The organism is Pseudomonas sp. S4_EA_1b (genome assembly GCF_016307435.1).
Lineage (GTDB): Bacteria > Pseudomonadota > Gammaproteobacteria > Pseudomonadales > Pseudomonadaceae > Aquipseudomonas > Aquipseudomonas rhodesiae.
Map to the genome: position 1 here is coordinate 1 of NZ_JAEILC010000208.1, position 3,278 is coordinate 3,278.

Consider the following 3,278-nt stretch of genomic DNA (forward strand, 5'->3'; position numbering starts at 1 on the left):
GGGTTTTGCCCGTTGAAATGTGACGGGCATCGCCTCTGATTATGTAACATTACGTTACGCATAATGTATATTATGTTAAATCATATGTCATTCTAGAAATGTTCATGAGGCTCACCAGCGCTGCAGAGAATCCGTTCCCGGAACGTTTGCAACTGCGCAATTGGCTAATGATTGAATTGCTCTTGGAGACAGGCATCCGTCGTGGAGAACTTCTGAAGTTCTACACCACGGATATCAATAAACTCATGGGCACGTTGGGCGCTAACAGCTCGATCGACGGGCTGCAGGCGCGCACTCACTGCAGCTCCGCGCCGCACGCTTGATGTCGGAAGATCACGAGCGCTCGCACTGATTGATCCGTTGAGCGCCTTTGACGATCGCCCAACCTATCAATCAGCCCGCGGCTCTTTCCCCCACACGTTGACGTGACACATTCAACGCCACCAACGACGCCAGGATCGCCATCACCATCCCCGCCAGAAACCCACCGCTATACCCCGCCTGCGCAGTCAACCCCACCAGCAAGGTCGAAGACAGCATTTCCCCCAGATCACGCGTGCTTTGCACGGCGGTCATGTCCGTACCGGCCTGGTCGCTTTGCGCAGCGAAGGCCATGGAGGCGGTCATGATCACCACCGAGGTGGCGCCGGTCGCGAACGAGCCCAGGCCCACGGCCAACCAGATCAGTCCGGTTTGCGTGGCAAGCATGCCGTTGGCTTGCAGCAGCCAGGTCAACGCGGCAGCGCCGGCCATGCCTACCGCCAGGATGAACGTCGGCCACAGCCCCAACACCCGGATCAACCACGCACCACCGCCGCAGCCGAGGACGATGGTGACCACGCCGCCGCTCATGCCCAGTTGGCCGATAGCCTGCAAGGACCAACCGGCGTCATTCAGGAACAGCTTTGACAAGCCAAAACCCGACACTGACGTCATGGCCGACAACAAGGCCAGCACCACCAGCGCCAGCGCCTTCGGCCGCCTGATGAACCGCCATAATGAGGCATGCGCCACATCTGGCTGTTTTTCCTTGGCCGGTGCCACGTGCAGCCAGCCGACGCACACCAGGCTCAACAACGGCACCAAAGCCAGCAGACTGAACGCGCTGGTTTGCCCCAGGTAGCCGCTAAGCAGCAAGGTGCCGGCGCCGCCAACGAAGAAGCCGACCATGGTGCCGCCCACTTGAATGGCGTTAATCCGCGCGAGCATGTTGCCGCTAAAGTACTCGGCCGCCATGCCGTCGGTGGCGATGTCCTGGGTGGCGCTGGCCAGCGAGGCAACAATCAGCAGGCCCACGGCGATGCCTGCCGTCTCGACGCGCAGGCCGATGCTTGCCAGGCAGGCAATGCACAGCAGCACCAGTATCTGCATGGGAATGATCCAACTGCGGCGCCGCCCCAGGCGTGGGCTCCAATGGTTATCCACCTGGGGCGCCCAGAGGAACTTGACCACCCACGGTATCCCCACCAACGGCAGGAACGCCAAGGCGTGGAGCGCCGCGCCGTCATGACGCAGCAGGGTCGGCAAGGCGTCCATGGCGATGCCGAAGCAAATGCCTTGGGACAGGTACAACAGTGCAAAGGTCAGCACCATGCGCCAATGTTTCAACAGATCCAGCATTACAAGTCTCCCCTCAGGCAACATTGGCGGCGGCAGCCCGTGCCGCGCGCGTAAAAGAAATCAGGCGCCGCAATGCCCACAGGGCACTGGCCGCGCACAGCAGCAACACAAGATCGATGGGCCACAGCGGCACGCTGCCTTGTTTCAGGCTGCCGGCCAGGTGCAGCAGCGCCGCCGCCAGGAAGCCCAGGCCCGTCACGGCCAGCAGCAGGTGCAGCGGTTGATGCCTGGGGGGCATCAGGCAGGCCAGCAGCAGGCTGGCAAGCCAACCGCCCCAGAACCACCACGCCAGGTTGGCACTGCCCAGCGCCCCCGCGCAGAGCAATACCGCCGTGGCCGCCAGCAACCCGCCACCGCCGCCGACCACCAGGCGCAGTAGCACCTGCCAACCGCCGCCGGCCTTGAGGCGCCGACGCTCCAGCCACAGGTACAAGCCGCTGAGCACCAACCCCGCCGCCGCCAACGCCATGCCGAAATGCACGGCGCGCAGCAGTGACCCGCCAACAGGCACCCAGCGGTAGTCGGCAAAGTGCAGCGGCTGCACCGCAATAAACGCCTGCAACCACAGACCGCGCCCGCTGGCGCTGCTGGAGCCGACGGCGAGGCCATCAGCGGCGCGATAGGCATGCCGTTCAAAGACGGCCGTACTGGGCAGGCCTTGTTGGATACCGCTCACTTCCACCCAGGCATCCGGTTCACCCCAGTGGTGCAAGGCGACGTTCTGAGCAGAGAACCCCGGATGGGCGACGGCGTCCTGGTGCAGCAACTGATCCAGATCGACCGCCGGCGCTGAAGCCGTTGTTCGGTCGACCTGCGGCGGTGCCCCCAGCAACTGCATGAACGCTTGCTGCGGCGCGCCCGGGAACGCCTGCGCGGCTAGCCCCAAGGTGCCGAGCGCCCCTAGACCGGACAACGCGCCAGTGATACCAAACAGCAGCAACCAGGGCCCGCACCAACGGCCGATCAGGCTGTGCAAGTCATGGGCGAACACCCGTGCCCCACGGTCGCGCCGCAGGCGCTTGAGGTCTTGCAGGCGCCCACTGTGTAATGCACTGCCTGCCCAGATCACCAGCAACAACACCACGCCCAAAAAGCTGATCAAAATCCGGCCGGGAAAACCGATGAACAGACTTTTGTGCAGGTTGAACAGGATATCAGCCGCGTTGCCTGACGCCAGCTCACGGCCGCTGACGGGGTCCAAGGCGACCGTGCAGTCCTTGGGCGATGCACACAACTCGACCACCGAGTGGCGGCTGTCCGGCAAACGAATGCGCAATTCACCGAGCGCCAGGCCGCGCTCGCGAGCGATAGCCGGCCATTGCGCGACCGGTAGCGCCGGTCCGTGAGCCAACGCCGCCGGGCCGCGAAACCAGGCGCGCAAGTCTTCATGGGCCATGCTCCACGCCCCCGTCAGCAGGATCACGAACAGCAGTACTCCAAACACCCCGCCTGCCCCGGCATGTACACGCTGGACCAATGCCCTCGGTGCGCCCATCAGGTTCATCGCCAGGCTCCATCCCAAAGCAGCCAGGGCGTAAACAGCAGCAGCCAGACGCTGGAGCGACACACCACGCGTTTGCGATCCGGCGCCAGCAACGACCACAGCAGTACCGTCACCAGAAACCCCAAGCCCAGGAAGGGGTTATGCCGAGATAAGG

3 protein-coding genes are annotated in these 3,278 nt (G+C 63.6%); 1 reads left to right on the forward strand and 2 read right to left on the reverse strand.

The genetic code is table 11. The features are described from left to right. Positions 1–104 precede the first annotated feature (104 nt). Complete coding sequence (locus YA0848_RS36325) at positions 105–323, forward strand: hypothetical protein (RefSeq protein ID WP_232925263.1); 219 nt, start codon at positions 105–107, stop codon at positions 321–323. Positions 324–393: 70 nt separating this feature from the next. Here YA0848_RS36325 and YA0848_RS35655 read toward each other — a convergent pair whose 3' ends face one another. Together YA0848_RS35655 and YA0848_RS35660 are read right to left on the reverse strand one after the other, a co-directional pair. Further along, the gene (locus YA0848_RS35655; RefSeq protein ID WP_040268335.1) at positions 394–1,620 is read right to left on the reverse strand and encodes a RhtX/FptX family siderophore transporter; all 1,227 of its coding nucleotides are present in this window, start codon (positions 1,618–1,620) and stop codon (positions 394–396) included. A gap of 13 nt (positions 1,621–1,633) precedes the next feature. Next, a complete protein-coding gene (locus YA0848_RS35660; protein ID WP_052229568.1) occupies positions 1,634–3,124 on the reverse strand; it encodes a PepSY-associated TM helix domain-containing protein in 1,491 nt (496 codons plus the stop codon). Between the last annotated feature and the right edge of the window lie 154 nt (positions 3,125–3,278).

Bases quoted from the DNA above. Each gene is read 5' to 3' on its own strand.
- YA0848_RS36325 (WP_232925263.1), top strand. From the start codon at position 105: ATGAGGCTCACCAGCGCTGCAGAGAATCCGTTCCCGGAACGTTTGCAA.
- YA0848_RS35655 (WP_040268335.1), bottom strand. From the start codon at position 1,620: ATGCTGGATCTGTTGAAACATTGGCGCATGGTGCTGACCTTTGCACTG.
- YA0848_RS35660 (WP_052229568.1), bottom strand. From the start codon at position 3,124: ATGAACCTGATGGGCGCACCGAGGGCATTGGTCCAGCGTGTACATGCC.